Source organism: Pseudomonas sp. B21-032, assembly GCF_024748965.1.
Lineage (GTDB): Bacteria > Pseudomonadota > Gammaproteobacteria > Pseudomonadales > Pseudomonadaceae > Aquipseudomonas.
In genome coordinates this window covers 29,902-51,924 of sequence record NZ_CP087180.1, presented here as the reverse complement: position 1 = coordinate 51,924, position 22,023 = coordinate 29,902, and the positions used below count along the sequence as shown (strand labels likewise).

Below are 22,023 nucleotides of genomic sequence, written 5' to 3'. Positions count from 1 at the left end.
ATTCGGTTCAGGCCCCCAACCCGGCGGTTGTCCGCACCCGCCCTTCGACCCGGCGCTTGAGCCGCCGCTGCTCGATCAGCAGCCGCGAGCCCTTGCCGGAATTGGCCCGGCCCCAGTCCTCGAGCAGCTCCAGGCAGGAGTGGTCGATGTAGCTGAGGTTGGCCAACGGCACGTGCAGGGTGGTCCCGGGCGGAATGCCTTCCAGCACCTGGGCCAGTGCCGGCACCTTGAGAAAGGTCGCCGCACCGCTCAGGCGCAGTTGCATATGGCCCGGTTGCTCAAGGCTGGCCACGCTGATTTTCAGGCGTGCGGCCTTGAGCGCAAGCTTCAGCAGGGTCAGGGCAAAACCGAGCAGCACACCGGTCAGCAGGTTGGTGAAGATGATCGCCAACGCTGTCGCCGCATAGGTGAACATCGGCATTCGCCCATAACGCCCCAGCCCGCGAAAGGCCTTGAAGTCGACCAGCTTGATCCCGGTGTAGACCAGCACACCCGCCAGGCTCGCCACCGGAATCTGCTGCAGCACGCTGCTGAGCACCATCACGAAAGCCAATAACCAGACCCCATGCAGGATCGCCGACAGGCGCGTTTGCGCCCCGGCCTGGACGTTGGCCGAGCTGCGCACGATAACCCCGGTCATTGGCAGTGCCCCCAGTACGCCACAGAGCATATTGCCCAGGCCCTGGGCCGACAGTTCGCGGTCAAAGTCCGAGCGCTGGCCGTTGTGCATGCGATCGACAGCGGCGGCAGATAGCAGGGTTTCGGCGCTGGCGATAAAGGCCAGGGCAAAGGCGGCGACCAGCAGGTTGGGGTCGGCCAGGTGGAGCAGGTCGGCCGGGCTCAGCCAGTCGATGGCTTCGCTGAGGTTAGCCGGCACTTCGACGCGGTTCACCGGCAATGCCAGCCAGATGCTGATCGCGGTCATCAAGGCCACGCCTAGCAAAGCCCCAGGCACGAAGCGCAGCGACTGCGGGCGCAAGCGCTCCCACCCCCACATGATGGCGATGGTGCCGAGCCCGAGCGCACCGGCCTGCCAGCCGTTGCCCGGGCTTTCCAGCGGCAATGCCTGGGCCAGGGTCGCCGGAAAGCTCAGCAGGTTGGCCAGGCCCGAAGGTTGCGGGGCGCTGTCGAACATCACATGCACCTGGGACAAGACAATCAGCACGCCGATACCCGCGAGCATGCCGTACACCACCGCCGGCGCCGTGACCCGGAACCAGCAGCCCAGGCGCAAACGGCCGGCGAGCAGTTGCAGCAGGCCGGCCAACAGCAGGATCGGGCCGAGCATCGCCACGCCATGCTGGCGCACCAGTTCGAACACCAGCACCGCCAGGCCGGCGGCCGGACCGCTGACCTGCAACGGCGAGCCGGCCAGCCAACCAACGACGATACCGCCGATGATCCCGGTGATCAGGCCCTTGGCCGGTGGCATGCCCGAGGCGATGGCGATGCCCATGCACAAGGGCAGGGCGACCAGAAACACGACTACTGACGCCAGTAATTCACGCGGCAAGGCCGCTTTCACTTGTGTCTTGTTCACCCTGTTACTCCTTCTCTCACGTTTCATGGCCATTCCAATGGCCGCTGGCACAACCCCTGACTTACGCGCAGCCGCATACCGCCAGCGGGCGCCGGCACGGCAATCAGGGAGATTCAAGGCAGCCGATGACCAGGCCGCACCAGGCAGGTGCAGCCGTCAATCAGCGATTCGCGGGGGTGTCAGGGACGCTTAGTAGCGGCCTTTTGGGGTGGCGCAGGGGATCGGCTGGCCTTGGGCTAGCGGCAGGAAGCTGTCGCTGGCGGCGTCATAAGCCTCGATCTGGCTGGTTTCGATGTCGTAGATCCAGCCATGGATATACAGCTGGCCGGCTGCCAGGCGCGAAGCCACCGACGGGTGAGTGCGCAAGTGGTGCAGCTGGGCGATGACGTTTTCTTTGGTCAGCACCTGCATGCTTTCATGCTCGCTGCCACAGGAGCAGTTGTCTTCGACCACCGTGCGGGCAACCTCGGCATGGCGCAGCCAGGCTTTGACCGTCGGCATTTTCTCCAGGCTCTGCGGGTTGAGCACCGCGCGCATGGCGCCGCAATCGGAGTGACCGCAGACGATGATGTGGTGAACACCCAGGGCCAGCACCGCATATTCGATGGCGGTGGACACACCGCCGTTCATCTGCCCGTAAGGAGGCACGACGTTACCGACGTTGCGGGTCACGAACAGGTCGCCAGGGGAGCTCTGGGTAATCAGCTCGGGCACAATGCGTGAATCGGCACAGGTGATGAACATCGCACGGGGCTTTTGCGCGGTGGCGAGTTTCTTGAACAGCTCTTGCTGCTCGGGAAAAACGTCATGATGGAAGCGCAGGAAGCCGTCGACGATATGCTTCAGAGCGGCATCGGCGCTCTCGGCTGGGGCTTGCGGGACAACCTTGGATGGGTCCTTGACGGGCATGATTCATCCTCTTTGACGGTTTTGGGTTAAGTCCATTTTACCGGGTTGATGATTCAAACGGCGTATGACAGTTGGATGAAATACGCGCGCCAACCATCACATCAGTTGTTGACTGAATTCCTACGCTACTCGGCGAAACTTAACTCAAACTGAATTGCGAGGCTCTAGAACGGGCGTTCCAGAGATTCAAAGAGGTGTCTGGATAATAGCAAAAAAACATTAATGGCCAATACCCACTAATGAAATTAGAGCAGCGACATCTGCCCGCCTGGAGGACAAAACGCTGTGCAATCAAGCGCGTAGCCTTCGCGCCGATTCAGCCCCAGGCGGCGGATCGCCTTGCTGAAGCGTTGCGCCAGCAACTCGGCAAATACCCCCTCGCCGCGCATGCGCGCACCGAAGCGGCTGTCGTACAACTCACCACCGCGGCTCTGGCGAATCAGGCTAAGGACATGATTGGCCCGTTGGGGGTAATGGTCCAGCAGCCATTGCTCGAACAGCGGTGCCACCTCCAGCGGCAGGCGCAGCATCATGTAGGCCGCGTTCAGGGCGCCGCTGGCCTTGGCCGCCTCGAGCAAGTGCTCAAGCTCGCTGTCGTTGATCATCGGGATCATCGGCGAACACAGCACACCCACCGGCACACCGGCCTCGGTCAGTACCCGGATAGCCCTCAGCCGTGCCTTGGGCGCCGCTGCCCGAGGCTCCAGCGTACGCTTGAGCTCGTCGTCCAGGGTGGTCAGGCTGATCATCACCTGTACCAGATTCTGCCGGGCAAGCTCGGCGAGTAGGTCCAGGTCGCGCAGAATCAGTGAGCCCTTGGTGACGATGGTGACCGGGTGCCGGTAGCGCAGCAGCACTTCGAGCAGGCGCCGGGTCAGTTGTTGCTCGCGTTCGATGGGCTGGTAGGGGTCGGTGTTGGAGCCCAGATTGATCGGTGCGCACACATAGCCAGGCTTGCTCAGTTGCTGTTCGAGCACGGCGGCAGCGTTGGTCTTGGCAATCAGCTTGGTTTCGAAGTCGAGCCCCGGCGACAGATCCCAATAAGCGTGGCTGGGCCGGGCATAGCAGTAGATACAGCCGTGCTCGCAGCCGCGATAAGGATTGATCGAGCGATCGAAGGGCAGGTCGGGCGAGTTGTTGCGGGTGATGATGGTCTTGGCGGTTTCGATGCGTACTTCGGTACCCTGGGTCAGGGGCACTTCCTGGTACCAACCGTCATCCTCGGCCACCGAGCGATTCGGGGCGAAGCGGTTATGGGGATTGCTCGCGGTGCCACGACCCCGCACCGGCCCTTGAGGATTGAACATGAAAAACCCCGGATACTGTTTTTATATACAGTACACGGGGCTAACGTTCGATTCCAGTACCGCTGGGCGCCAGCCGAAAATGCTGGCGCTGGCGCGTTTACTCGGTTGTCTTCTTCAACTTCGGATTGGGGAAGAACTGCACCGTCTGCACCGTGGTCGCGGCAGGTTTCACCTCGACCTTGTTGACCCGCGTACCCAGTTCCTTGGGCACCGACAGCCCTTGCTCGTTAAGGGTGTCAGAAAAACCGCAGGCCACACATTCCCGGTGCGGAACGCTGTCTTCGCTCCACATCATCAGTTTGTCCGGCTCGCTGCACGCCGGGCAGACCGCCCCGGCGATAAAGCGCTTTTTCGTTACCACAGGCCCATCACTCATGCCGCCACTTCCTCACTCAGGCCACTGTGGCGCAAGAGTGCATCGATTGACGGCTCGCGGCCACGGAAGTCGACGAACAGCAGCATCGGCTCCTGGGAACCGCCACGGGCCAGGATCGCTTCGCGAAAGGCGCGGCCGGTGTCGGCATTGAGCACGCCTTCTTCTTCGAAGCGCGAGAAGGCGTCGGCCGACAGTACTTCCGCCCACTTGTAGCTGTAGTAACCGGCTGCGTAGCCACCGGCAAAGATATGCGCAAAGCTGTTAGGGAAGCGGTTGTACGCCGGTGGGCGCATGACCGAAACCTCGTCGCGCACGCCTTCGAGCACTTGCAGCACGCTGCGGCCGTCGCCGTGGCTGGCATGCAGTTCGAAGTCGAACAGCGAGAATTCCAGCTGGCGAACCATCATCAGCCCGGACTGGAAGTTCTTCGCCGCCAGCATCTTCTCCAGCAAATCCTGGGGCAGGGCTGCGCCAGTTTCGTAGTGGCCAGAAATCAGCGCCAGGCCTTCAGGCTCCCAGCACCAGTTTTCCATGAACTGGCTCGGCAGCTCGACCGCGTCCCAGGCCACGCCGTTGATACCGGAGACACCGGCATGCTCGATGCGGGTCAGCAGGTGATGCAGGCCATGGCCGAATTCATGGAACAGGGTGGTGACTTCGTCGTGGGTCAGCAACGCCGGCTTGCCGGGGGCGGCCGGGGTGAAGTTGCACACCAGGTTGGCCACCGGGCTCTGCAGTTGGCCGTCAGCGGTCAGGCGACGGTCGCGGGCGCCGTCCATCCAGGCACCGCCACGCTTGTTGGCGCGGGCATAGAGGTCGAAGAAGAAGCGCCCGACGTGCTGGCCGTGCTCCTTGATTTCGAACAGGCGCACGTCCGGGTGCCAGCTGTCGAAGCCCTTGAGTTCGGCAATCTCGATGCCGTACAGGCGCTGGACGATGGTAAACAGGCCGCTCAGCACCTTGTCGATCGGGAAGTAGGCGCGCAGGGTTTCCTGGGAAACGCTGTAGCGCTGTTCACGGAGTTTTTCCCCGTAGAAGCCGCTGTCCCAGCTCTGCAGGTCCGGACAACCCTGCTCGGCGGCATAGGCCTTGAGCTGGGCCAGGTCCTGGGTGGCAAACGGCTTGCTGCGCTTGGCCAGGTCACGCAGAAAGCTCAGCACCTGGTCGCTGGACTCGGCCATCTTGGTCGCCAGGCTCAGCTCGGCGAAGTTGGCGTAACCGAGCAGCTCGGCCAGCTCCTGACGCAGGTCGAGAATCTCGGCCATCACCGGGCCGTTGTCGAACTGGCCGGCATTCGGGCCCTGGTCGGAGGCGCGAGTGCAGTACGCGGCGTAGATTTCTTCGCGCAGGGCGCGGTCTTCGGCGTAGGTCATTACCGCGTAGTAGCTGGGGAACTCCAGGCTGATCAGCCAGCCGTCGAGGCCCTTGGCCTGCGCCGCGGCGGCCATTTGTGCTTTGGCCGAATCAGTCAGGCCGGCAAGCGCCGCTTCGTCGCTGACATGCTTGGTCCAGGCCTGGGTGGCGTCTAGCAGTTGGTTGGAGAAACGGCTGCCCAGCTCGCTGAGCTTGCTCTGCACTTGCGCGTAACGCTGCTGCTTTTCGGCCGGAAGGTCGATACCCGACAGGCGGAAGTCTCGCAGGGCGTGTTCAAGAATAGTTTTTTGTGCCACATCGAAGCCGGCAGCTTCGGGGCTGGCGATCAATGCCTCATAGGCCTGAAACAGTTCGCGGTTCTGGCCCATTTCGGTGGCATACGCGCTCAACGCCGGCAAGCAAGCCTCGTAGGCTTCGCGCAGTTCGGCGCTGTTGCACACGGCATTGAGGTGGCTGACCGGGCTCCAGGCGGCGCCCAGGCGGTCGTTGAGTTCGTCCATGGCCAGGATCAGGCCGGCCCAGCTCGGGCTCTTGCCCTGGGCCTTGAGGATGTCGGCAATGGCTGTACGGTTGTCGGCCAGGATCTGTTCAATCGCCGGCTGCACATGCTCGGCACGGATCGCCGAGAAGGGCGGCAAGTCATAAGACTGCAGAAGCGGGTTGTTCGCACTCACGGTTAAACACCTTGGCAGAAGAAACACTTCCCCATCTTAATTACAATCGACGCCGACCGCAGCCCTATCCATACCAAAGAGAATTCCTATCATGGCCATCCGTAGCTTCCAGCATCACACTCCCAGGCTTGGCGAACGCGCCTTTGTCGACCGCAGTGCCGTGGTACTGGGTGATGTCGAGATCGGTGCCGACAGCTCGGTGTGGCCATTGACGGTGATCCGCGGCGATATGCACCGCATCCGCATCGGTGCGCGCACCAGCGTGCAGGATGGCAGCGTGCTGCACATCACCCATGCCGGGCCGTTCAACCCGGACGGTTTCCCGCTGCTGATCGGCGATGAGGTAACCATTGGTCACAAAGTCATGCTCCACGGCTGCACCCTGGGCAACCGCATCCTGGTCGGCATGGGCAGTACCATCATGGATGGCGCCGTCGTCGAAGACGAAGTGATCATCGGCGCTGGCAGCCTGGTACCGCCGGGCAAGCGCCTGGAAAGCGGGTTTCTGTACGTCGGCAGCCCGGTCAAGCAGGCCCGCGCCCTGAGCGAGAAGGAGCGCGCGTTCTTCCCCTACAGCGCCGGCAACTACGTCAAACTCAAGGACCAGCACCTGGCCGAAGGCTATCACCTGCCCGAGTGAACCTGTCCACCGCCTTATTCGAGACCGCCATGCACCAGCAAAACATCCTCTTTGACCTCGACGGTACCCTGACCGACCCGCGCCTGGGTATCACCCGCTCGATCCAGTACGCACTGGCCAAGCTGGGCATCGACGAGCCGGACCTGACGCGCCTGGAACACTTCATCGGCCCGCCGCTGCTGCAGGCCTTCATGCAGTTCTATGATTTTGATGAGGCCAAGGCCTGGGACGCGGTGAATTTCTATCGCGAACGCTTCAAGGTCACCGGCCTATACGAAAACCAGGTGTTCGACGGCGTCAGCGAAATGCTCGAAACCCTGCAAGGGCAGGGCCGCACCCTGTATATCGCCACCTCCAAACCTTGGGAGTTTGCCCGCGAGATCGCCCGCCATTTCGACTTCGCCAAGCACTTCAAGGTGATCTACGGCAGCGAGCTGGATGGCACCCGCACCAACAAGGTCGAGCTGATCCGCCACCTGCTGGCCGAAGAAGCCCTGGACCCTGCGCACACCCTGATGATCGGCGACCGCAAGCACGACCTGATCGGCGCCCGCAGCAACGGCCTGGAAGCGGTAGCGGTGGGGTATGGCTTTGGTAGCCATGAAGAGTTGACGGCGGAGCAGCCGGCCTACCACTTTGCGACCTTGGCGCAACTGCACCAGGCGTTCCAGCGCGGCTGAGACCCTATCGCGGGGCAAGTCGGGTCGCCGCACCGCCGCTCCCACTGTAGGAGCGGCGGTGCGACGACTCGACTTGCCCCGCAATGCTTTTCAGCGCCTGCTGACGCTGCTCAAGGGGTAGCCGCCCGAATGCTTCTACTCGCTGATAAAACACCTGCCAATCGCCGCCCACCTCGGCAAACAGCTGGGCAAACGCCGGCACCCACTGGTCGTACAGACCAAACGGCAACAACTTGGCATTGTTCATCGGCGCATTGATCCAGGCGTCATAGCGTCCGACACCGCCCCACTGGTTATCGCGCAAGGCCCGGTATTCACGGCGCAAGCGTTCGAATTCGGCCTGCTTGCCCGCACGCTTGGCGGGTTCGGTGAGCGGCGCCGCATACAACGCCTTGAGCCGTTCGCGACTGGCCAGCACCAGGGCGACGAACTGCTCGCGCTGTTGGCTGCCATCTTCGACCAGCGTTGGCAGGCCCCGCGCCGCGCGCCATTGGCGAGTGCCTTCCTGCTCGACGAATGTGGCGAAGGACTCGTTGAACGCAGTGTCGTCCTGGACATAGACGCGTTGATGGGCCAACTCATGAAAGATCACCGTGGCCAGGCGCTCATCACCCCAGCCAAGCATGGAGCTGAGGATCGGATCGTCGAACCAGCCCAGGGTCGAATAGGCTTCGACACCGCCGACATAGACATCCAGCCCTTGTTGTTTCTGCAGCGCAGCCGCCCCGCGCGCGGCGCCCTGGTTGTAATAACCACGGTAGGCAACACAGCCGGCAATGGGGAAGCAATGAGTCTGCGGCTCCAGCGACAACTCGGGTGTGGCGAATACGTTCCAGACCACGAAGGGCCGGCCGATATCGGCATAAACCCGATAGCTGCGGTTGTCCGGCAGCTTCAGCTGCGCGCTGGCGAAGGCGCGAGCTTGCTCGGCGTGCAGCAACTGCTGGCGCAATTTACTGTCGGTCGCCGGGTCTGCTACCAGCTCGGCAACCGGCTGGCGCGCCCGCAACAGCTGCCACTGACCGCTGGCCAGTTGCCCGTAGTAACTGACACTGGCACAACCGCTCAGCAGTCCGATGGCCAACAAGGGAACCAAGTAGCGAAAAAGACGGTCGAGTGCCCCATGACTTGAGCGCAACAAAAGAAATAGTCGAAGCATTGGTGTCCTGTATCCGCTCAAGTACTCATCCGCTTCAAGACTATCCTGCCCGGCTGGAGTTTTGCCATGCGTACACTGCTCGTCGTCAGCACTGCTGTGCTTCTGTCCGGCTGCGCCGGCCTTCCTGCGCCTGACCCCAACCAGGCCTGGATCGACCTTGCCCCTGGTGAGGACGACACCTTGCACGCCGTCGAAGTAGACGAGCGCGCCTGGGCCGACAAACGTTATTTCGAAGTGCAGCCAGGCAGCCATGAGCTGACCGTGCGCTATTTGTTTCCGGTCACTCCGAGCAACATAGGCCCGGTCGATGAGCCGCTGTGGCGCGATTGCCAGCTCAATGTGAAGTTCAAGGATTTCAGTGCCGGCCAGCGCTACCAGCTTGAGGCCGGTAGCATCGGCTTCCGCCCCTGGGCCAAGCTCTATGACGAGCAGCGCAGAGTGGTCGGCAAAGGCCAGCCGGCGGGCTGCCAGCGTACCTGAGCGCGTGAATGGCGCTATGCTTATGCTTTGTAACCCGCACGCCGGAGTTCGCCATGCGCCAGCCTATGATGCTGCTCGCAATCAGTACCCTGGGAGCTTGCGTTAGCCCCCTGCCCCCTGTGGATAACAAGCAGGCCTGGGTCGACCTCTACACCATCACGCCGGGCAAGACACTGATGGCCGAACGGCTCGATGGCAAACGCCTGACCGATGGCCGGTTCTTTCAGGTGACGCCCGGTGCCCACGAGTTGGTGGTGCGGTTCGACTACGAGATCTACTCCGGTGGATTCAGTACCGACCCGACCGAGCGCACCTGCTACCTGACCATCAAGTTCGCGCATTTCAAGGCCGGCCAGCGCTATCGGCTGGAAGCCCGGGCCCCGGCCATGCAGCCCAGCGCCTACCTCTATGATGCCCAGCGCAAGATGGTCGCCGAAGAGTCCAACGACGTCTTCTGCACACCCTGAGGCCTAGCGATCGTTCTTTTGGTAGATGATCTTCTTGGTGCCGCCTTCACAGCTGCCGACCACCATGTTCTGGTCGTGGACCTCGTCATTCTTGACGATTTCCAAGGTGTAGGAACTCACGTTGTTGGCCTGGATCTTGGCTTCGATCTCGGCCTTGAGCTCTTCACAGGGTTTCGGCGCGGCCAGCGCAGCGGTTGCCAGCAGCGAAGCCAGCACAGCGATTGCAACACGGATCATGGGACAGCTCCTTGTGGCGGCAGTCGTTCTACCGACCCTCATTTGACCACAAGAAGCGCGTCCCGGTTCTGCCTTAACTCAGCAGCGTCGCATCCAGGCTGATTTTCGCGTTGAGCACTTTCGACACCGGGCAACCGGCCTTGGCCTTGTTGGCAATCTCAAGAAACTGCGCTTCGCTAGCCCCGGGGACCTTGGCCTTGAGGATCAGGTTCACGGCAGTAATGGCAAAGCCATCCGGCAGTTTGTCGAGGGTCACTTCGGCGATGGTATCGATGCGCTCGGCGGTCAGGCCCGCTTCACCGAGCATCATTGACAGGGCCATGGAGAAGCAGCCTGCATGCGCCGCGCCAATCAGTTCCTCCGGATTGGTACCCGGCTGGCCTTCGAAGCGGGTATTGAAGCCATAAGGGTTCTGCTTGAGAGCGCCGCTTTCAGTGGAAAGCAGGCCCTTGCCATCCTTCAAGCCACCTTGCCAGATAGCTGATGCTGTCTTTTTCATAAAGCCTCCTGAGCTCCCTGGGGCGCGGGATATCGCGCCTTGCCTTAATTTCAGAGAGCCCTGACGCAGGCAAGTTCAGAAGGATTACAAGCCCCGGCATTGATTCCTGCAGATGTGCCCATACAGAGCTAGAAAGGCCGTTGGATTGTTTGCGGCCACTCGACTGCCCAGGAGGCGCCAACGCCCATGAAGCAACTTGCCGATATCAAGATTTCCACCCTCGACCTGGTGCCAGTACGCGCCGACAGCGGCCCGGCGCAGTCCCTGCGCAACTCGCTGGACCTGGCGCAACACGTCGAGAAGTTTGGCTACAACCGCTTCTGGGTGGCCGAGCACCACAACATGGATGGCATCGCCAGTTCCGCAACCTCGGTGCTGCTCAGCTACCTGGCCGGTGGTACCTCAACCATTCGTGTTGGCGCCGGCGGGGTGATGCTGCCCAACCATGCGCCACTGGTGATCGCCGAACAGTTCGGCACACTCGCCAGCCTGTATCCCGGGCGAATCGACCTGGGCCTGGGCCGCGCGCCGGGCTCCGACCAGATGACCGCCCGCGCCCTGCGCCGCGAACGCTCGGGCAGTGCCGACGACTTTCCCGATGACGTCGAAGAACTGATGCGCTACCTGGGCCCGCGCACGCCGGAGCAGAAAGTCATTGCCGTGCCGGGTTACGGTACCGAAGTGCCGATCTGGCTACTGGGTTCGAGCCTGTTCAGTGCACAACTGGCCGGCATGCGCGGTTTGCCCTACGCCTTCGCCTCGCATTTCGCTCCACGTTACATGCACGAGGCGATTCGCGTGTACCGCAACCACTTCCAGCCCTCGGCGGTGCTCGACAAGCCTTATGTGATGCTTGGCGTACCACTGGTGGCGGCCGAGACCGATGAACAGGCCGACTACCTGGCCACCTCGGTGTATCAGCGCATCCTCGCCCTGATGCGCGGGCAAAGCCTGGTGCAACGCCCGCCAGTGGAGACCATGGACGGCCTGTGGCTGCCGCATGAGCGGGAAGCGGTGGGCAGCTTCCTGGGCCTGGCGATGGTCGGCAGCCCGCAGAAAATCCGCGCCAAACTGGAGGTGTTGCTGGAGCAGACCGAGGCGGATGAGCTGATCTTCACCTGCGACCTGTATGAGCATGCCGACCGCATACGCTCTTATGAGCTGCTGGCGCAGACGGTTTTGCGCAGCTGAGGGCCCCATCGCGGGTCAAGTCGAGTCGTCGCACCGCCGCTCCCACATGTAGGAGCGGCGGTGCGACGACTCGACTTGCCCCGCGATGGATTCAATATCGATCAGCCGCGCTTGTAGACGATTTCCTTGGTGCCGCCTTCGCAGCTACCCACGACCTTGCCGTCTGCGGCAGCGCCTTTATCGACGATCTCTAGCGAGTAGCCGCTGACACCCTTGGCGTCCAGCTTGGCTGCTATTTCGCCCTTGAGCTCTTCACATGGCTTGCCGGCTGCCAGCGCAGTACCGGCCAGCGTCATCAAACCTATCGCTACTACCAACTTCTTCATCGATCGCTTTCCTTGTTCAGATCAAAATAGAGAAGGGCGCCAGGAAGGCCGGGCGCCTCAGGACTGTGTAACGCAATTGACCCGCACAAGCCAGTGTCGCCGCATCAGCTGTTGACGATGCGAAAGCCCACTTTGAGCGTGACCTGAAAATGCGCGGCCTTGTTGTCCTTGATATGGCCTCGGGTGTCGACCACTTCGAACCACTCAAGGTGCTTGATGCTCTTGCCTGCTTCGGCCAGGGCATTGTTGATCGCCTCTTCGATAGAGGTGGGCGACGAGCCGACCAGTTCGATTTTCTTGTAGGTGTGATGATCAGACATAAGCAATCTCCTTTTTGAATGTGAGATAGAGCCTAGCAGCGCCGGGCTGTTTTACCTGCGAGGGGTAAATGCCGTTAAAAGTTCGACTGCACTTTCCCAGCAGCCTGTAGTCGGAACCTACACAGCTCAACTCAACCTCGAAGGAGAGTCACCATGGCCAACACCTCGCTGCGTAAAGCTTCGCTGCAAAGCATGGAAGCGGAAATCGAAAGCCTGCTCAAGTCACTGGAAAGCCTCAAGGACGATGCCTCGGATGAGTCGCGCAAAACCCTCAAGACGCTCAAGGGCAACGCCGAGAATGCCCTGCGCCATTCGCGCAGCCTGCTCAGCGATGCCTACGAAGAAGTAAAAACCAAGACCCGCGAGACTGGCCTGGCCACCCGCGATTACGCCCAGGAACACCCGTGGACCACCGCCGGTGTCGCCGTTGGCGCCCTCGGCCTGTTGGCCGCCTACCTGATGTGCAAACGCGGTAACTAAGCGGCCTGGCGCGCAAGCTCCGCGCGCAACCAGCCGGCCAATTGCTCGGCGCGCCCGTCTGCGGCGCGTCGCGGCACCCACAGGGCCAGCGCGGCCTGGGTTTCGCAAAAACCCCATGGCGCCGCCAGGCGCCCGGCGCGCAAGTCGTCGGCTACCAGCGGTTGCGGCGCAATCGCCACGCCCAGCCCTGCCACTGCAGCCTCCAGCAAGTAATACAAATGCTCGAAATCCTGCCCGTAACGCAGCGCCTGCGGGTCGATACCTTGCTGCGCCGCCCAGCTTGGCCAGGCTTGCGGGCGCGAAGTGGTCTGCAACAGGGTTTGCGTCAGCAACGCCTCGGCTGGCGCCTGCTGCAAGCGGCTGAACCCGGCAAAGTGCGGGCTGAGCACCGGGCCAATACACTCCTGCGCCAGCACATGCACTTGCATATCCGCAGGCCAGGGCGGCTCGGCAAACACCAGCAAGGCATCCAGCCCTGGGCGACGCGGGTCGAGATCACCTTCACCGGCCGACAGGTGCAGGCGCAGTTCCGGCAAATCCGCTTTTAATCGCCCCAGCCGTGGGATGAACCAGCGCGCCAGCAGGCTGCCGGAGCAACCGAGGACGAACGGCGCATCGGCGCCGCTCTGGCTGATGTCCGCACACGCGCCGCGCAAGCGCTCGAAGGCATCACTACTGGCATCGCGCAAACGCACCCCGGCATCTGTGAGTTTAAGGCCACGTCCTTCCTTAACGAACAAGGCCACCCCAAGGTGTTCTTCGAGCACCTTCAATTGCCGGCTGACCGCGCCGTGGGTAACGTGTAGCTGTTCGGCCGCCTGGCTGACGCTATTGAGCCGGGCAGTGGCTTCAAAGGCCCGCAGGGCATTGAGTGGGGGCAGGTCCTGGCGCATGACGTGTGAGTTTTCCTGACAGGTTGTCGCAATCTTATCGGTTTTCAGTTGCGCGTGTCGTGGTTAGAGTAAAGCCATTCCCGACTTCACTACCGCCCTGGAGCGACCCATGACCCAGACCAACTTCCGCGCCGGCCCCGATGCCAATGGCCTGTTTGGCGCATTCGGCGGCCGCTACGTGGCAGAAACCCTGATGCCGCTGGTGCTCGACCTTGCCCGCGAATATGAAGCAGCCAAAGCCGACCCGGAATTTCTCGAGCAACTGGCGTACTTTCAGCGCGACTACATCGGCCGCCCGAACCCGCTCTACTTCGCCGAACGCCTGACCGAACACTGCGGCGGCGCGAAGATCTTCTTCAAGCGTGAAGAGCTCAACCACACCGGCGCGCACAAGGTGAACAACTGCATCGGCCAGGTGCTGCTGGCCAAGCGCATGGGCAAAAAACGCCTGATCGCCGAAACCGGCGCCGGCATGCACGGCGTGGCCACTGCCACCGTCGCCGCGCGCTTCGGCCTGCCTTGCGTGATCTACATGGGCGCCACCGACATCGAGCGCCAGCAAGCCAACGTGTTCCGCATGAAGCTGCTGGGCGCAGAAATCGTACCGGTCACCGCCGGCACCGGCACCCTCAAGGACGCGATGAACGAAGCCCTGCGCGATTGGGTCACCAACGTCGACGACACCTTCTACCTGATCGGTACTGTAGCGGGCCCGCACCCGTACCCGGCAATGGTCCGCGACTTCCAGTCGATCATCGGCAAAGAAACCCGTGAACAGCTACAGGCCAAGGAAGGGCGCCTGCCCGACAGCCTGATCGCCTGCGTCGGCGGCGGCTCCAACGCCATGGGCCTGTTCCACGACTTCCTCGATGACGCCAGTGTGCAAATCATCGGCGTCGAAGCCGGTGGCCACGGGGTCGACACCGACAAGCATGCCGCCAGCCTCAACGGTGGCGTACCGGGCGTGCTGCACGGCAACCGCACCTACCTGCTGCAGGATGCCGACGGCCAGATCACCGACGCCCACTCGATTTCCGCCGGCCTCGACTACCCCGGCATCGGCCCGGAACACGCCTGGTTGCACGAAGTGAAACGCGTCGAGTACGTCAGCATCACCGACGACGAAGCCCTGGCCGCGTTCCACACTACCTGCCGCCTGGAAGGCATCATTCCGGCCCTGGAAACCTCCCACGCCCTGGCCGAAGCGATCAAACGCGCACCGACCCTGCCCAAGGATCACCTGATGGTGGTGTGCCTGTCCGGGCGCGGCGACAAAGACATGCAAACCGTGATGAGCCATATGGCCGCCCAGGAGAAACAGGCATGAGCCGTCTTGAACAACGCTTCGCCGAACTGAAGGCCGAAGGCCGCTCGGCACTGGTCACCTTCATCACCGCAGGCGACCCTGGCTATGACGCTTCGCTGCAGATCCTCAAAGGCCTGCCGGATGCTGGCGCCGACGTCATCGAACTGGGCATGCCGTTCACCGACCCGATGGCCGACGGCGTGGCAATCCAGCTCGCCACCCTGCGCGCCCTGGACGCCGGTCAGACCCTGGCGAAAACCCTGCAAATGGTTCGCGAGTTCCGCGCCGGCAACCAGACCACGCCGATCGTGCTGATGGGCTACTACAACCCGATTCACCGCTTTGGCGTCGAGGCCTTCGTGGCTGAAGCCAAGAAAGTGGGCGTGGATGGCCTGATCATCGTCGACCTGCCGCCGGAGCACGACGCCGAGCTGGCCACCCCGGCCCAGGCCGCGGGCATCGACTTCATTCGCCTGACCACCCCGACCACCGACGACGTGCGCCTGCCGCGCGTGCTGGAACGCAGTTCGGGCTTCGTCTACTACGTGTCGGTTGCCGGTGTTACCGGTGCCGGTTCTGCGACCACTGAACACGTCAGCAGCGCCATCAAGCGCCTGCGCCGGCACACCGACCTGCCGATCAGCGTCGGCTTCGGTATCCGCACGCCAGAGCAGGCTGCGGCGATTGCCAGGCTGTCGGATGGCGTCGTGGTCGGTTCGGCGCTGGTCGACAAGATAGCCAATGCGGCCACTGCCGAGCAGGCTGTGGGTGATGTGCTCGAGCTGTGCTCGGCGCTGGCCCAGGGTGTGCGGGGTGCACGCAAGGCCTGATCCCTGTGGGAGCGGCGGTGCGACGCCTCGACTTGCCCCGCGATTGCGGTCCATCAGACAGATCGCAAATCGCGGGGCAAGCCCGCTCCTACCCCGGAGCTGTAAACTACTTGAAAATCGTCAGATCCAGCGGCCGCACCGCCCCCATCCAGATCGCATAATCACGATGATCGGCCAGCTCGTCACCAGTCAACGGATGCAGAAACACCACCAGCCCTTGGCGATATAACGCCAGCCAGGGCAGCACCACCCCCACCACTTCAGGCCCGAAGGCCAACTGGCAGCTCCAGTCCGGGTGCGGCCCGACCGGCTTCTGATGCATGCGCCCCATGGTCACCGGAAACAGCCGAGCGGCTTCTTCGCACAACTGGCGAGCCTGCTCCAGGGTGCTGGCGTCATAGTAGATATGCGCGTGATAGCCCTTGATCCTTTGCACGAAAACTCCTTAATCGCAACGAACCTGCGCCTGGCTACGCGGGTCAAACGATCACCCGTTGCCAATGGAGTGATCTGGTGAAAAATGCCGAAACCCCAGTGTTCAAACTGGTCCTGCTTGGAGGTTTGAGCAGCCTGGGCAGCGCCCTGATGGCCGAATTGCTCAAGCGCCAGCATGAGGTGATCACCGTGGTCGATGATCTCAATACCCTGGCACCGCGCCCCGGCCTGCACTTCAAGACCGGCGGCCTCGATACTGCCGATCAGGCCGAACAAAGCGTGGCCGGCGGCTCGGCGGTGGTCTGCCTGTTGCCAGCACTGGCGCCCGATGACTTTGCCGCGCAACTGCGCATGAGCCAGGCGCTGATCGCCGGCATGTCCCGCACCACTATACGCCGGCTATTGCTGGTGGGCGATTTCACCGTACTGGAGCAAAGCGAGGGGCACAATCGGCAGCAACGGGCCTGCGCCGAGCGGATCGTCGACCTGTTGCAGCGCAGCCCGCTGCACTGGACCCTGATCAACACCCCGCAGCAAGTTGCCGGCCTGGGCATCGAGCACTTTCACCAGACCCATGGCACCCTCGAGCCAGGCCTGGCCGAACCACTGCAACGCCTGGCCCGAGTGGCAGCGGCCATGGTCGATGCCCTGGAGCTCAAGCTGCACCATGGCGAGCATGTGAACTTTGTTTTCTGACGCGGCTTGCACCCGAGCGCCCGACATCGCACCCTGAACAGCTTCCGCCTGCAATAGAGAGTGCTCATGGCCTGGCCTGACCGCCACCGACTGCTGCCGTTTCTCACCTGGTTGGCGCGCCAGACCGGGGCCAGTGTGCGTCGCGATCTGCTGGTGGGCCTGAGCGGGGCGATCCTGGCCCTGCCGCAATCAATCGCCTATGCCCTGATTGCCGGGCTGCCGGCCGAGTACGGGCTGTACGCAGCGATCGTACCGGTGATCATCGCCTGCCTGTGGGGCTCGTCCTGGCACCTGATCTGCGGGCCGACGGCGGCAATCTCGATTGTCCTCTATGCCAGCATCAGCCCCCTGGCAGTTGCGGGCAGCAGTGACTACATCACCCTGATCCTGCTGCTGACCTTCCTCGCCGGGGTGTTTCAGTGGTTGCTGGGGCTGCTGCGCTTCGGCGCGCTGGTCAATTTCGTCTCGCAGTCGGTAGTGCTGGGTTTCACCCTCGGTGCTGCGCTGGTCATTGCCCTCGGACAATTGCCCAACCTGATGGGTATCGACTTGCCCAGCCAGGCCACCGCCCTGAAGACCGTGCAAAACCTGCTGACGCATGCCCCGGAGGTGGATTGGCCCTCGTTGTTGCTGGGGCTGGGTACGCTGCTGCTGGGTATTGCGTTGAAGCTATTGCAGCCGCGTTGGCCGGGCCTGTTGATAACTCTGGCGGTGGCCAGCGTGCTGGTCTGGCTGCTCCCAGGCGTTTTCGGCCATGTGCAGTTGGTGCCCGGTTTCATCGGTCAGCTTCCACCGATAAGCCCCTTGCCGCTGCTGGACCTGGAGCTGATTTTGCGTCTGCTACCCAGCGCCGTGGCGGTCGGCATGCTTGGCCTGGTTACCAGCCTGTCGATTGCCCGCTCGCTGTCAGCGCGCTCGGAGCAACTGATCGATGCCAACCAGGAAATCCGCGCCCAGGGCCTTTCAAACATGGTCGGGGGATTTTTCTCCGGCTACCTGTCATCCGGTTCCTTCACCCGCTCCGGGCTCAGCTACGAGGCCGGCGCCCGCTCGCCCCTGGCCGGGGTGTTTTCCGCCCTGTGGGTAACGTTGTTTGCAGTAGCAGGGGCGGGGCTGATCGCGCATATTCCGATCCCGGCCATGGCCGGCAGCATCCTGCTGATCTGCTGGGGCCTGGTCGATCATCGGGCGATCCGCGCGCTGTTTCGCGTCAGCCGTTCGGAATTCCTGGTGATGGCCCTAACGGCAGCAGCAACACTGTTGCTCGAGCTGCAAACGGCGATCTACGCCGGGGTGCTGGCGTCGCTGTTCTTTTACCTCAAACGCACCTCACGGCCACGGGTGCAGCAGTCCCGCGAAGGGGATGCCGACGTGTTGCGGGTGGGTGGGTCAATCTTCTTCGGCGCCAGCCACTACCTGCAGGTGCGCTTGCAGCGTTGCCCAGGGCCGCAGGTAGTGATCGATGCCCGGCAGATCAACTTCATCGATTATTCCGGGGTCGACATGCTTCATCGCGAAGCGCGCCGCCTGGGTCGTACCGGCGGCAGCCTGACGCTGCGCCGGGCGCGGGCGCAAGTGATCGAGGAGTTGCACAAGCTGGAGGGGGCAGCGCACTGCCCGATCCGCTTCGAAGATTAGCCGCGCGCCAGTTGACGGCGCAGTTCGTCGAGCACCGGCGCGGTGTCGGGGCGCACGCCGCGCCAGATGTAGAACGCCTCGGCGGCCTGCTCGGCCAGCATACCCAAGCCATCGAGGACCTTGGCCGCCTTGTGCTCGCCGGCCCAACGGCAGAAAGGCGTAGGCTCCTTGCCATACATCATGTCGTAGCACACGGTCTTGCCGGGCTCGATCAGGCTGGCGGAAATCGGCGGCAGCTCGCCGGCAAGGCTCGCCGAGGTGGCGTTGATGATCAGGTCGACCGGCTCTTCAAGCCAGTCGAAGCCGCTGGCAGCCACCGGCCCCAGGTCGGCGAATTCACGGGCCAGTTGCTCGGCTTTTTCCACCGTGCGGTTGGCGATTACCAGCGAAGCCGGGTTGTGCGCCAGCAATGGCTCCAGCACCCCGCGCACGGCACCGCCGGCGCCGAGCAACAGGATGCGCTTGCCAGTCAGTGGCACCCCGGCATTGACGGTAAGGTCGCGGACCAGGCCGGCGCCATCGGTGTTGTCGCCCTGCAAGGTGCCATCGGCGAGCTTGCTCAGGGTATTTACCGCCCCCGCGCGCTGGGCCCGTGGGGTCAGGCTATCGACCAGGCGATAGGCTTCTTCCTTGAACGGCACGGTGACGTTGGCACCCAGGCCCTGCTTGAAAAAGCCCTGGGCGCACATGCTGAAGTCATCCAGCGGCGCCAGCAGGGTGCTGTACTCCAGTTGCTGGCCGGTCTGGTCGGCGAACAGGCGATGGATCAGCGGCGACTTGCTGTGGCCGATCGGGTTGCCGAATACAACGTACTGGTCCATTCAGGCGGTTCCTGGGTCAAGGTCGGGCAGGGCCGGAAAGTTATCCACAACGGCTCAGTGGCTGGCCTTGGCCTCACCAAGCCAGTCACGGTCCTGCAGGAAATACTCGGTCAGGCGCGCTTCTTCGCTGCCTGGCGCGGCCTTCCAATCGTACCCCCAACGCACCTGCGGTGGCAGCGACATGAGGATCGATTCGGTACGCCCGCCCGATTGCAGGCCGAACAGCGTGCCACGATCGTAAACCAGGTTGAACTCGACATAACGGCCGCGACGGTATTCCTGGAACTCACGCTGCTCGGCGCTATAGGGCTGGTCTTTACGGCGCTGGATGATCGGCAGGTAGGCCTCGACATAGGCATCGCCGATGGCGCGGATGAAAGCGAAGCAGGTGTCGAAGTCCCACTCGTTGAGGTCATCGAAGAACAGACCGCCGATGCCGCGAGGCTCGCCGCGGTGCTTGAGATGGAAATAGCGGTCGCACCAGGCCTTGTAGCGCGGATAAACATCGGCACCGAACGGCGCACAGGCGCGCTCGGCGACCTGGTGCCAGTGCACGCAGTCTTCTTCGTTGCCGTAGTAGGGGGTCAGGTCGAAGCCGCCGCCAAACCACCAGACCGCTTCTTCGCCTTCTTTCTCGGCGATGAAAAACCGCACGTTGGCGTGGGAAGTCGGCACATGCGGGTTGTGCGGGTGGATCACCAGCGACACCCCCAGGGCTTCGAAACCGCGCCCGGCCAGTTCTGGTCGATGAGCACTGGCCGACGGCGGCAAACCGCTGCCGAATACGTGGGAGAAGTTCACACCGCCTTTTTCTATGACCTTGCCATCGCCGATCACCCGGGTCCGCCCGCCACCCCCGGCCTCGCGCGTCCAGGCGTCCTCGACAAAACGGGCGCCGCCGTCTTCGTTTTCGAGGGCGGTGCAGATACGGTCTTGCAGGTCGAGCAGGTAGGCTTTCACGGCCTCGGTGCGGCTAGTCATCAGGTCACCTGGAAGCGGGCTAAGGCAAATTCGGCGCGTAGCATACCACCGGCGGCGGGCTGGCCGCAGTTGACGGCGATCAAGCAAAGGCGTCCGATAGGGGTTTTCCCGCTAGCTTCAGGAGAGTGCAGATGGCCAAGCGTATCCAGTTCAGCCAGCATGGCGGCCCCGAAGTCCTGACCCTGGTCGACTTCGAGCCGGCAGCGCCCGGCCCGCAGCAGGTTCGCGTGCGAAACCAGGCTATCGGCCTGAACTTCATCGACACCTACTTTCGCAGCGGCCTCTATGCTCCGCCGTCGCTGCCCTCCGGGCTGGGTACCGAAGGCGCCGGGGTGGTCGAGGCGGTAGGCGAGCAGGTCAGCCGGCTCAAGGTTGGCGATCGCGTCGCCTACGCCGGCGGCCCGCTCGGAGCCTACAGCGAAGTGCACGTGCTGCCCGAAGCCAATCTGGTCAAACTCCCCGACAGCATCAGCTTTGAGCAGGCGGCGGCGGTGATGCTCAAGGGCCTGACCGTGCAGTACCTGCTCAAGCAGACCTACGCAGTGCAGCCGGGCGAGACCATTTTGTTCCACGCTGCCGCCGGTGGCGTCGGTTCCCTGGCCTGCCAATGGGCCAAAGCCCTGGGCGCCAGGTTGATCGGTACTGTCAGTTCTGCCGAGAAAGCCGAGCGGGCCAAGGCCCTGGGCGCCTGGGCAACCATCGACTACAGCCGGGAAGACGTCGCCCAGCGAGTGCTGGAGCTGACCGACGGCAAGAAATGCCCGGTGGTGTACGACGGCGTTGGCCAGGACACCTGGCTGACCTCACTGGACTGCCTGGCGCCGCGCGGGCTGATGGTCAGCTTCGGCAATGCCTCAGGGGCGGTGAGCGGGGTCAATCTGGGAATACTGGCGCAGAAGGGCTCGCTGTATGTCACCCGGCCAACCCTGGCCAGCTACGCCAACAACGCCGAGAACACCCAGGCCATGGCCGACGACCTGTTTGCGATGATCGCCAGCGGCAAGCTGGCTGTGGATATCCACCAGCGTTATCCACTGAGCGAGGCGGCCAAGGCGCAGAGCGAGCTGTCGGCGCGCAGGACAGTGGGGTCGACGGTGTTGCTGCCTTGAAACAGTGGTGAATTGATCGCGGGACAATCCCGCTCCTACACAGTCGCTAGGAGCGGCGGTGCGGCGACCCGACTTGTCCCGCGATTGGCCTCAACCAGCCCGCACAACCTCACCGCTCACCAAATCGCGAATCACACTCGGGTTACGCCGCCCGCCCAAAGCGCCACCGAGCACCAGGTCCAGTTGCCCACGGAAGTACTGCTCGACGCGCAAGCGGGTCTTGGCTGCCGGGCGACCTTGCGGGTTGGCTGAAGTGGAAATCAGCGGGCCGACCAATGCACACAAATCGCGTACCACCGGGTGATCGCTAACGCGCAACGCCACGGTGTCGTGCACCCCGGTTATCCACTCGGGCAGCAGGTTCTGATGTGGCACCAGCCAGGTGTTCGGCCCCGGCCAGGTGGCAGACATGCGGTCGAGCCAGGTTTCAGGGAAATCCTCGAAAAGGAAGTCGAACTGGCGGATATTGTCGGCGATCAGGATAAGACCCTTATCGACCGAACGCGACTTGATCGCCAGCAGGCGATCCACCGCCTCTTCGTTCCATGGGTCACAGCCCAGGCCCCAGACCGCCTCGGTCGGATAGGCAATCACCGCACCGGCCCGAATTTCACGCGCGGCTTGTTGCACACGCCAACTGCTCACCATTGTTTTC

General features: G+C 63.0%; 26 protein-coding genes. 11 read left to right on the top strand and 15 right to left on the bottom strand.

The window, feature by feature from the left end; genetic code table 11:
• Positions 1 to 7: 7 nt before the first annotated feature.
• The 5 genes from LOY54_RS00255 to prlC form a co-directional block, all read right to left on the bottom strand.
• Entirely contained in the window at positions 8 to 1,567 is a 1,560-nt protein-coding gene (locus LOY54_RS00255) for a SulP family inorganic anion transporter (RefSeq protein WP_258608732.1), read from the bottom strand.
• Positions 1,568 to 1,729: 162 nt separating this feature from the next.
• On the bottom strand, positions 1,730 to 2,449 hold the full coding sequence (locus LOY54_RS00250; protein ID WP_045200712.1) for a carbonic anhydrase: 720 nt from the start codon (positions 2,447 to 2,449) through the stop codon (positions 1,730 to 1,732).
• Positions 2,450 to 2,694: 245 nt separating this feature from the next.
• Positions 2,695 to 3,756 carry a PA0069 family radical SAM protein gene (locus LOY54_RS00245; protein ID WP_258608730.1) on the bottom strand — a complete coding sequence of 354 codons (1,062 nt, stop codon included), beginning with the start codon at positions 3,754 to 3,756 and terminating at the stop codon, positions 2,695 to 2,697.
• A gap of 97 nt (positions 3,757 to 3,853) precedes the next feature.
• Positions 3,854 to 4,132, bottom strand: a complete 279-nt coding sequence (locus LOY54_RS00240; RefSeq protein WP_045200716.1) for a YheV family putative zinc ribbon protein — start codon at positions 4,130 to 4,132, stop codon at positions 3,854 to 3,856.
• Entirely contained in the window at positions 4,129 to 6,180 is a 2,052-nt protein-coding gene (gene prlC, locus LOY54_RS00235) for an oligopeptidase A (RefSeq protein ID WP_045200718.1), read from the bottom strand. Before prlC ends, LOY54_RS00240 begins: the two co-directional genes overlap by 4 nt.
• 91 nt (positions 6,181 to 6,271) lie before the next feature.
• Between prlC and LOY54_RS00230 the strand changes: the two genes are divergently transcribed.
• Positions 6,272 to 6,820, top strand: a complete 549-nt coding sequence (locus LOY54_RS00230) for a gamma carbonic anhydrase family protein (protein WP_045200720.1) — start codon at positions 6,272 to 6,274, stop codon at positions 6,818 to 6,820.
• 29 nt (positions 6,821 to 6,849) lie between these two features.
• Positions 6,850 to 7,500 (top strand): HAD family hydrolase, encoded by a 651-nt coding sequence (locus LOY54_RS00225; RefSeq protein WP_093387231.1) that lies wholly within the window; start codon positions 6,850 to 6,852, stop codon positions 7,498 to 7,500.
• Positions 7,501 to 7,504: 4 nt separating this feature from the next.
• On the opposite strand, the gene LOY54_RS00220 is transcribed toward LOY54_RS00225, so the two are convergent.
• The gene (locus tag LOY54_RS00220) at positions 7,505 to 8,659 is read right to left on the bottom strand and encodes an aminopeptidase (RefSeq protein WP_195885373.1); all 1,155 of its coding nucleotides are present in this window, start codon (positions 8,657 to 8,659) and stop codon (positions 7,505 to 7,507) included.
• A 66-nt stretch (positions 8,660 to 8,725) separates the two neighbouring features.
• On the opposite strand from LOY54_RS00220, the gene LOY54_RS00215 reads away from it, so the two are divergent.
• Positions 8,726 to 9,139 carry a hypothetical protein gene (locus LOY54_RS00215; protein ID WP_258608728.1) on the top strand — a complete coding sequence of 138 codons (414 nt, stop codon included), beginning with the start codon at positions 8,726 to 8,728 and terminating at the stop codon, positions 9,137 to 9,139.
• Positions 9,140 to 9,192: 53 nt separating this feature from the next.
• On the top strand, positions 9,193 to 9,606 hold the full coding sequence (locus LOY54_RS00210; RefSeq protein WP_258608726.1) for a hypothetical protein: 414 nt from the start codon (positions 9,193 to 9,195) through the stop codon (positions 9,604 to 9,606).
• 3 nt (positions 9,607 to 9,609) lie between these two features.
• Here LOY54_RS00210 and LOY54_RS00205 read toward each other — a convergent pair whose 3' ends face one another.
• Positions 9,610 to 9,843: a DUF1161 domain-containing protein gene (locus LOY54_RS00205; RefSeq protein WP_045200726.1), complete on the bottom strand. Its 234-nt coding sequence runs from the start codon at positions 9,841 to 9,843 to the stop codon at positions 9,610 to 9,612.
• Between the two features lie 73 nt (positions 9,844 to 9,916).
• Positions 9,917 to 10,342, bottom strand: a complete 426-nt coding sequence (locus tag LOY54_RS00200) for an OsmC family protein (protein WP_093377662.1) — start codon at positions 10,340 to 10,342, stop codon at positions 9,917 to 9,919.
• Between the two features lie 186 nt (positions 10,343 to 10,528).
• Between LOY54_RS00200 and LOY54_RS00195 the strand changes: the two genes are divergently transcribed.
• Positions 10,529 to 11,533, top strand: a complete 1,005-nt coding sequence (locus tag LOY54_RS00195; protein WP_093377667.1) for an LLM class flavin-dependent oxidoreductase — start codon at positions 10,529 to 10,531, stop codon at positions 11,531 to 11,533.
• Between the two features lie 101 nt (positions 11,534 to 11,634).
• On the opposite strand, the gene LOY54_RS00190 is transcribed toward LOY54_RS00195, so the two are convergent.
• Both LOY54_RS00190 and LOY54_RS00185 read right to left on the bottom strand, forming a co-directional pair.
• Positions 11,635 to 11,859: a DUF1161 domain-containing protein gene (locus tag LOY54_RS00190; RefSeq protein ID WP_093377672.1), complete on the bottom strand. Its 225-nt coding sequence runs from the start codon at positions 11,857 to 11,859 to the stop codon at positions 11,635 to 11,637.
• 104 nt (positions 11,860 to 11,963) lie between these two features.
• Entirely contained in the window at positions 11,964 to 12,179 is a 216-nt protein-coding gene (locus tag LOY54_RS00185) for a dodecin (RefSeq protein ID WP_010222667.1), read from the bottom strand.
• 153 nt (positions 12,180 to 12,332) lie between these two features.
• Here LOY54_RS00185 and LOY54_RS00180 point away from each other — a divergent pair, with 153 nt between their 5' ends.
• Positions 12,333 to 12,659 carry a YqjD family protein gene (locus LOY54_RS00180; protein WP_045200734.1) on the top strand — a complete coding sequence of 109 codons (327 nt, stop codon included), beginning with the start codon at positions 12,333 to 12,335 and terminating at the stop codon, positions 12,657 to 12,659.
• Here the strand turns inward: LOY54_RS00180 and LOY54_RS00175 are convergent.
• Positions 12,656 to 13,552, bottom strand: coding sequence for a LysR family transcriptional regulator (locus LOY54_RS00175; RefSeq protein WP_176794201.1), 897 nt, complete (start codon positions 13,550 to 13,552; stop codon positions 12,656 to 12,658). The two genes, LOY54_RS00180 and LOY54_RS00175, sit on opposite strands and share 4 nt — an antisense overlap.
• A gap of 109 nt (positions 13,553 to 13,661) precedes the next feature.
• Between LOY54_RS00175 and trpB the strand changes: the two genes are divergently transcribed.
• Complete coding sequence (gene trpB / locus LOY54_RS00170) at positions 13,662 to 14,879, top strand: tryptophan synthase subunit beta (protein ID WP_038997863.1); 1,218 nt, start codon at positions 13,662 to 13,664, stop codon at positions 14,877 to 14,879.
• On the top strand, positions 14,876 to 15,688 hold the full coding sequence (gene trpA / locus LOY54_RS00165) for a tryptophan synthase subunit alpha (protein ID WP_258608724.1): 813 nt from the start codon (positions 14,876 to 14,878) through the stop codon (positions 15,686 to 15,688). Before trpB ends, trpA begins: the two co-directional genes overlap by 4 nt.
• 106 nt (positions 15,689 to 15,794) lie before the next feature.
• On the opposite strand, the gene LOY54_RS00160 is transcribed toward trpA, so the two are convergent.
• Positions 15,795 to 16,124 carry a DOPA 4,5-dioxygenase family protein gene (locus LOY54_RS00160; RefSeq protein ID WP_258608722.1) on the bottom strand — a complete coding sequence of 110 codons (330 nt, stop codon included), beginning with the start codon at positions 16,122 to 16,124 and terminating at the stop codon, positions 15,795 to 15,797.
• A gap of 77 nt (positions 16,125 to 16,201) precedes the next feature.
• Here LOY54_RS00160 and LOY54_RS00155 point away from each other — a divergent pair, with 77 nt between their 5' ends.
• Positions 16,202 to 16,819: an NAD(P)H-binding protein gene (locus LOY54_RS00155; RefSeq protein ID WP_258608721.1), complete on the top strand. Its 618-nt coding sequence runs from the start codon at positions 16,202 to 16,204 to the stop codon at positions 16,817 to 16,819.
• A gap of 66 nt (positions 16,820 to 16,885) precedes the next feature.
• Positions 16,886 to 18,457, top strand: coding sequence for a SulP family inorganic anion transporter (locus LOY54_RS00150; protein ID WP_258608719.1), 1,572 nt, complete (start codon positions 16,886 to 16,888; stop codon positions 18,455 to 18,457).
• Here LOY54_RS00150 and aroE read toward each other — a convergent pair.
• Both aroE and hemF read right to left on the bottom strand, forming a co-directional pair.
• Positions 18,454 to 19,278 (bottom strand): shikimate dehydrogenase, encoded by an 825-nt coding sequence (gene aroE / locus LOY54_RS00145; protein ID WP_258608717.1) that lies wholly within the window; start codon positions 19,276 to 19,278, stop codon positions 18,454 to 18,456. The genes LOY54_RS00150 and aroE overlap by 4 nt on opposite strands.
• Before the next feature lie 54 nt (positions 19,279 to 19,332).
• On the bottom strand, positions 19,333 to 20,259 hold the full coding sequence (hemF, locus tag LOY54_RS00140) for an oxygen-dependent coproporphyrinogen oxidase (protein ID WP_045200751.1): 927 nt from the start codon (positions 20,257 to 20,259) through the stop codon (positions 19,333 to 19,335).
• Between the two features lie 131 nt (positions 20,260 to 20,390).
• Between hemF and LOY54_RS00135 the strand changes: the two genes are divergently transcribed.
• A complete protein-coding gene (locus LOY54_RS00135) occupies positions 20,391 to 21,368 on the top strand; it encodes an NADPH:quinone reductase (RefSeq protein ID WP_045200753.1) in 978 nt (325 codons plus the stop codon).
• Positions 21,369 to 21,458: 90 nt separating this feature from the next.
• On the opposite strand, the gene LOY54_RS00130 is transcribed toward LOY54_RS00135, so the two are convergent.
• The gene (locus LOY54_RS00130) at positions 21,459 to 22,016 is read right to left on the bottom strand and encodes an L-threonylcarbamoyladenylate synthase (RefSeq protein WP_258608714.1); all 558 of its coding nucleotides are present in this window, start codon (positions 22,014 to 22,016) and stop codon (positions 21,459 to 21,461) included.
• Positions 22,017 to 22,023 lie beyond the last annotated feature (7 nt).